The following is a 7,066-nucleotide window of genomic DNA, read 5'->3' on the forward strand; positions in this document are numbered from 1 at the left end:
CCTGGGTGACCGCGGCGCTGCCGCCGCGCATCACGACGAGGTTGTCGGTCCGCGAGCGGGTGAGGCCGCGTGACACCAGCTTGGAGGCGTGGTGGCCCGCGTCGCCGTCCGGCTCCTTGCCTTCCTCGACGCCCTTGCCGAGCGCGTCGAAGTTCGACTCGGTCGGGTCGACATGGGCGAGGTCGAAGCGCGACATGTAGCTCACCGCGAGCTCGCGGAAGACGTAGTCGAGGATCGAGGTCGCGTACTTGATGCTGTCGTTGCCCTGCACGGGGCCCGCCGGCTCGAAGCGGGTGAAGGTGAAGGCGTCGACATATTCGTCGAGCGGCACGCCGTACTGGAGACCCAGCGACACGGCGATGGCGAAGTTGTTGATGAAGGAGCGCAGCGCCGCGCCTTCCTTGTGCATGTCGATGAAGATCTCGCCGAGACGGCCGTCATCATATTCGCCGGTCCGCAGGTAGACCTTGTGGCCGCCGACGACCGCCTTCTGGGTGTAGCCCTTGCGGCGATCCGGCATCTTCTCGCGCTCGCGCATCACGATGATGCGCTCGACCAGCTTCTCGACGATCTTCTCCGAGACCTGGGCGGTGCGCGCCGCCATCGGCTTCTCGTAGAGTGACTCGACCGCATCGTCCTCGTCCTCGTCGTCGGCGATGAGCTGCGAGTTGAGCGGCTGGGAGAGCTTGGAGCCGTCGCGATAGAGCGCGTTGGCTTTCAGCGCGAGCTTCCACGACAGCATGTAGGCGGACTTGCAGTCCTCTACAGTTGCGTCGTTCGGCATGTTGATGGTCTTGGAGATCGCACCCGAGATGAAGGGCTGCGCCGCCGCCATCATGCGGATGTGGCTCTCGACCGACAGATAGCGCTTGCCGATCTTGCCGCAGGGGTTGGCGCAGTCGAACACCGGATAGTGCTCGGCCTTGAGGTGCGGAGCACCTTCCACCGTCATCGCGCCGCAGATGTGGACGTTGGCCGCCTCGATCTCGCGCTTGGTGAAGCCGACGGCCTGGAGCAGGTCGAAGCCGGGGGCCGCGATCGCCTCGGCGCCGATGCCGAGCTGGTCGCGGATGAAGTCTTCGCCAAAGGTCCACTTGTTGAAGGCGAACTTGATGTCGAAGGCGGTCGGCAGGGCCTTCTCGACCTTGGCGATGGCTTCATCGGTGAAGCCCTTGGCCTTCAGCGTCGAGGCGTTGATGCCGGGGGCGTTGGAGAGCGAGCCGTGGCCGACGGCGTAGGCCTCGATCTCCGCGATCTCGCTCTCGCGATAGCCGAGCGCGCGCAGCGCCGCGGGAACCGCGCGGTTGATGATCTTGAAGTAGCCGCCGCCGGCGAGCTTCTTGAACTTCACCAGGGCGAAGTCGGGCTCGATGCCGGTGGTGTCGCAATCCATCACGAGGCCGATCGTACCGGTGGGCGCGATCACCGTGGTCTGGGCGTTGCGATAGCCGTGCTTCTCGCCGAGCTCGAGCGCCGCATCCCAGGCCGCCTGCGCGTGGGTGACGAGGTCGGCCTGCGGGCAGGAGACGAGGTCCATCGGCACCGGGTTGACGCTGAGCGCCTCGTAGCCGTTGGACTGGCCGTGGGCGGCGCGGCGGTGGTTGCGGATGACGCGCAGCATGTGCGCGGCGTTCTTCTTGTAGCCGGGGAAGGTGCCGAGCTCGGCGGCGATCTCCGCCGAGGTCTTGTAGGTGATGCCGGTCATCACGGAGGTCAGCGCGCCGCAGAGCGCACGGCCTTCCTTGCTGTCATAGGGCAGGCCCATGGTCATCAGCAGGCCGCCGATGTTGGCGTAGCCGAGGCCGAGCGTGCGGAACTCGTAGGAGAGCTCGGCGATCGCCTTCGACGGGAACTGCGCCATCATCACCGAGATTTCGAGCACGACCGTCCAGAGCCGGCAGAGATGCTCGTAGCCCTCGACGTCGAAGTGCTTGGTGCTGACGTTGTAGAAGGTCAGCAGGTTCGCGGAGGCGAGGTTGCACGCCGTGTCGTCCAGGAACATGTATTCCGAGCACGGATTGGACGCGCGGATGTCGCCGGACGCCTTGCAGGTGTGCCAGTCGTTCATGGTGGTGTTGAAGTGCAGGCCGGGGTCGGCCGACGCCCAGGCGGCGTAGCCGATTTTTTCCCAGAGGTCGCGCGCCTTCAGCGTCTTCGTCACCTTCTTGGAGGTGCGGGCGTTCAGATTCCAGTCGCCGTCGGTTTCCACGGCGCGGAGGAAGTCGTCCTTCAGCGAGACCGAGTTGTTGGAGTTCTGGCCGGAGACGGTGAGATAGGCTTCGCTATCCCAGTCGGTATCGTAGGTCTCGAACTGGATGTCCTTGTAGCCCTGCTTGGCGAACTGGATGACGCGCTTGATGTAATTGTCAGGCACGAGGCTGCGGCGCGCGAGCTTGATCTCGCGGCGGAGCGCCGGGTTCTTCTCGGGGTCGAAGCAGTCGTCGCCCGAGCCTTCGCAGTTCACGCAGGCCTTCAGCACCAGCTTGAGGTGCTTCTGGTTGATCTTGGAGCCGGTGACGAGGGCCGCGACCTTCTGCTCCTCCTTCACCTTCCAGTCGATATAGGTCTCGATGTCGGGGTGATCGACGTCGACCACGACCATCTTGGCGGCGCGGCGCGTGGTGCCGCCCGACTTGATCGCGCCCGCGGCGCGGTCGCCGATCTTGAGGAAGCTCATCAGGCCGGACGAGCGGCCGCCACCGGAGAGCTTTTCGCCTTCGCCGCGCAGGCGCGAGAAGTTGGAGCCGGTGCCGGAGCCGTATTTGAACAGGCGCGCTTCGCGGACCCAGAGGTCCATGATGCCGCCCTCGTTGACGAGGTCGTCACCGACGCCCTGGATGAAGCAGGCGTGCGGCTGCGGATGCTCGTAGGCCGACTTGGACTTGGTCAGCTTGCCGGTGAAGGGGTCGACGTAATAATGGCCCTGGCCGGGACCGTCGATGCCATAGGCCCAGTGCAGGCCGGTGTTGAACCATTGCGGCGAGTTCGGCGCGACCATCTGCATGGCGAGCATGTAGCGGAGCTCGTCGTAGAAGGCCTGGGCGTCCTCGTCGGTCGAGAAATACTTGCCCTTCCAGCCCCAATAGGTCCAGCAGCCGGCGAGGCGGTCGAACACCTGCTTGGCTGAGAGCTCGCTGACATAGCGCTCCTTCTCAGGCAGCGCGGCGAGGGCGTCGGTGTCGGGCACGGAGCGCCACAGGAAGGAGGGGACGGATTCCTCCTCGACCTTCTTCAGGCGCGCGGCAACGCCGGCTTTACGGAAATACTTCTGGGCGAGCACGTCGGAGGCGACCTGCGACCACTCGGTCGGGACCTCGACGCCGTCCATTTTGAACACGACCGAGCCGTCGGGATTGCGAATCTCCGACGTGGTCAGGCGGAAATCGATTCCCGCGTAAGGTGACTGTCCGTGGGTGGTGTGGCGCCGCTCAATCCGCATGGTCTTGCCCCGTCCTTATCTTTGACCGGTCTCGCCCCTCGTTGAAGGCGTGCCGGGTCGACATTTCGTTTCGCGAGCCCTTCGGCCGTTCGGCCTCGGGCATCGCAGCTCAGCCGGTGGACCCGGCCCTTGTTCTCCCGACGCGATTCTTCGATGCGTGCATCGATCATCCGCCGGCATGTCCAGAACCATCCGCCCCCAAGGGGATGGGCCCGACATGCGTTCAACGCCCCACAGTCACTTCAACAATTGCCATGCGAGCCTGTTGCCGGCCCGTTCTGGCGCCCGAAAAGCCCGCTATCCGAGGGCAGACAAGCCCTCATCCGCTGCCTTTGGCTGGCGGGCGGAGTGACGATTTGCGAGACCCTTTGGGGGAGTGCCGGCGGGACGCAAACTCACTCGCGCCGAACGGACCGAAAGCTAGGACTCTCCGTTGCGCCCGTCAAGAACTAGTGCGAGTTCCTGAATCAAATACTAAATATGGTGGATTGCGGGGGATAACAGGGGGCAAGCCCGCGCCTGTTGTGGAGCCAAGTATCAGTGAGTCCTCACGGATTCCCAACCGAAAAAATTTGCATCCCGTGGTGATGCGGACGCTTCATCCCGCTGTTCACAGGGCAGGTATATTTTTGGGCAATGGGGTTGCGTCAGCAGGACTCACGTAGCCCTACGGAAGGCGAGGGAAGGTATGCCCGCCGCGGTGGTGGTTTGCACCGCGAATCCGCGCCAAGCTGACGCTCAATTTGCCGGACTGCCTCATGCTTGATTCGACTCGCCGGGATGCGCGACCGCGCATCGCCCCGGCCGGCCTGATGTTCCTCGCCATCACCTCGATCGGCTGGGGCTTCAATTGGCCGGTGACGAAATTCCTGCTCTCCGAGCTGCCGCCGCTGACGCTCCGGGGCGTGACCGGCGTGCTCGGCGCGGTGCTCCTAGCATTGCTCGCGGTCATGCGCCGGCAGAGCCTCAAGGTGGAGCCGGGGATCTGGCCGCGCCTCATCACCGCCGCGGTCCTCAATGTCACCGGCTGGATGGTGCTGATGGGCCTGGCGCTGCTCTGGCTGCCGGCGAGCGAGGCGGCGCTGATCGCCTACACCATGCCGGTCTGGGCCTCGCTGATCGCCTGGCCGGTGCTGGGCGAGCGGCCGACGCTGCTTCGCACGCTGGGACTGGTGATGGCCTTTGTGGGGCTCGCCTCGATCATGGGCAGCAACGGCATCACCGCCAGCGTCGAGAAGCTGCCTGGAATCGTCATGGCGCTGTGCGGCGCGCTGGGCTTTGCCATCGGCACGGTGTTCTCGAAGAGGTACCCGATCCATCTGCCGCCAATTACAGCCGCGGCCTGGCAGATCGGGATCGGCTGCCTGCCGATCTCGATCATCGGCCTCTTAGTCGAGACCACGCATCTGTCGAACGTGACGCCGCTCGGCTAGTGGCTGCTGGTCTATTCTACTGTGGTCCAATTCTGCATCGCCTATGTCAGCTGGTTCGCAGCGCTCGCCCGCCTGCCGGCCTCGGTCGCTGCGATCGGGACGATGGCGGTGCCGGTCATCGGCGTGGTGGCTTCGGCAATCGCGCTGCACGAGCCGCTGGGCGCAGGGCAGATCGCCGCGCTGATCTTCACGCTGGCCGCCGTGGTGCTGGCGACGCGATGAGCGTGGCAACGTGTCGTCCGTATAGGATGGGTAGAGCGCAGCGAAACCCATCAATTCCGGCCGCGCGGCGAGACGATGGGTTTCGCTGCGCTCTACCCATCCTACGAGGTTAGCTCACCCCGCCCAGCGCCTTCCGGATCATCTCGGCGAGCTGGTTTCTCCGGTAGGGCTTTGTCAGCAGCATCACGCCATCGTCGAGCTTGCCGTGGTGGACGATGGCGTTGTCGGTGTAGCCGGAGGTGTAGAGCACCTTCACGCCGGGCCGGCGCCTGGCCACCTCTTCGGCGAGCTCGCGCCCGCTCATGCCGCCGGGGATGACGACGTCGGTGAACAGCAGGTCGAACGGCTCGCCGGCGTCGATCAATTCGAGCGCGGCCTTGCCGTCGGGCGCGGCCACCGTCCTGTAGCCCAGACTCTGGAGCTGGGCGGTGACGAAGTTGCGCACCAGATTGTCGTCCTCGACGACGAAGATGGTCTCGGCGCCGCCTTCGGCCTGCGGCGCGAGCGCGGCTGCGACATCCGTCGTGCCTTCGCCCGGCGGCAGATAGAGCTTGATCGTGGTGCCGTGGCCTTCCTCGCTGTAGATCTTGATGTGACCGCCGGACTGCTTGACGAAGCCGTAGACCATGGAGAGGCCGAGGCCGCTTCCCTTGCCGACCTCCTTGGTGGTGAAGAAGGGCTCGAACGCCTTCTGCTGAGTCTCCACGGACATGCCGGTGCCGGTGTCGCTGACGGCGAGCATGACGTAGTGGCCGGCCACCACGTCGGCATTGGCCTGTGCATAGGCCTCGTCCAGCACGGCGCGGTGAGTCTCCAGCAGCAGCTTGCCGCCGTTCGGCATGGCGTCGCGCGCGTTGATCGCCATGTTGAGCACGGCATTGGTGAGCCGGGACGGATCGATATGGGCGGTCATCGGCCCCAGTTCCAGCACGGTCTCGATCTGGATCTGCTCGCCGAGGGTGGGGCGCAGGAGTTTTGCGATGTCCGCGATCGCGGCGTTGATCTCGACATTGCGCGGCTGCAGCGGCTGCCGGCGCGCAAAGGCAAGCAGATGCTGGATCAGCTCGGCGCAACGCTCGGCGGCATCGTCGATCAGCCGCGCCGCGCGCTGGAGCTCCGGCTGCTGCTTCAGGCTTTCCACCAGCGTCTCGGTGTTGCCGGAGATCACGGTCAGCATGTTGTTGAAGTCGTGCGCGACGCCGCCGGTCAGCTTGCCGATCGCATCCAGCTTCTGCGACTGGTACAGCTGCCGCTCGGTCTCGCGCGACATGGTCGCGTCGTGATAGACCAGCACCGCGCCGGAGATGTCGCCTTGCCCGTCCAGCATCGGCCGGCCGCTGATCATGAGATGACGCGGAGGATTGCCGCTGTGCGGGCGGACGATCATCTCCAGATCCTCGAACTTCTCGCCGCGCAGCACGCGCACCGAGGGCAGCTCGTCGGCCTTCATCGGCGTGACGCCGTCGCCGTGAAATACATCCGACAGCGCGCGCAGATTGCGCAGATTCATGCCGGCGCGATGCAACAGCATGCGCTCTGCGGCCGGATTGGACAGAAGGACATTGCCGTCCGCGTCGATGACCAGCACCGCCTCCGCCATGCTGTGAAACGTGCTTTGCAGTACGTTGACCGACAGGCGCAGCTCGTCATGCGCGGTGACCAGGTGCTCCGTGCGCTCCGCCACCGCCGCGGCGAGTACCTCCTTGGCGGCCGTGGTCTCGGTCAGCGTGCTCTGGAGCTGTACCGTCGCGCGCTGGCTCTCGCGCATCACCAGCGCGACCAGCAGCAGGATCAGCACGGCGCCGGCGACGTCGATGCCGAGCAGCACGACGCCGGTGCGGCGCGAATCCTGTGAGCGCGCGGCGAGCAAGCGTTCTTCCTCCGCGCTCAGATGGTCGAGATTGCCCATCACCGTGTCCATGAGGCCGCGGCCTTCGGCCCTGCCGTTGAGCGCGGCAATGCCGGCCTCGTC

At 65.4% G+C, this 7,066-nt stretch carries 2 protein-coding genes and 1 pseudogene; 1 reads left to right on the forward strand and 2 read right to left on the reverse strand.

Annotated elements, in window-relative coordinates; translation table 11 throughout:
• On the reverse strand, window positions 1-3,439 hold a 3,439-nt coding region (locus MOV74_RS27035; RefSeq protein ID WP_246929558.1), incomplete at its 3' end, for a vitamin B12-dependent ribonucleotide reductase.
• A gap of 758 nt (window positions 3,440-4,197) precedes the next feature.
• Between MOV74_RS27035 and MOV74_RS27040 the strand changes: the two are divergent.
• Window positions 4,198-5,094: pseudogene (locus MOV74_RS27040) on the forward strand (DMT family transporter).
• Window positions 5,095-5,203: 109 nt separating this feature from the next.
• Here MOV74_RS27040 and MOV74_RS27045 read toward each other — a convergent pair.
• The coding region (locus MOV74_RS27045; protein ID WP_246929560.1) for an ATP-binding protein at window positions 5,204-7,066 on the reverse strand (1,863 nt) is incomplete at its 5' end.

The sequence above is a fragment of the Bradyrhizobium sp. SHOUNA76 genome, assembly GCF_023006445.1.
In the GTDB taxonomy this organism is placed as follows: domain Bacteria; phylum Pseudomonadota; class Alphaproteobacteria; order Rhizobiales; family Xanthobacteraceae; genus Bradyrhizobium.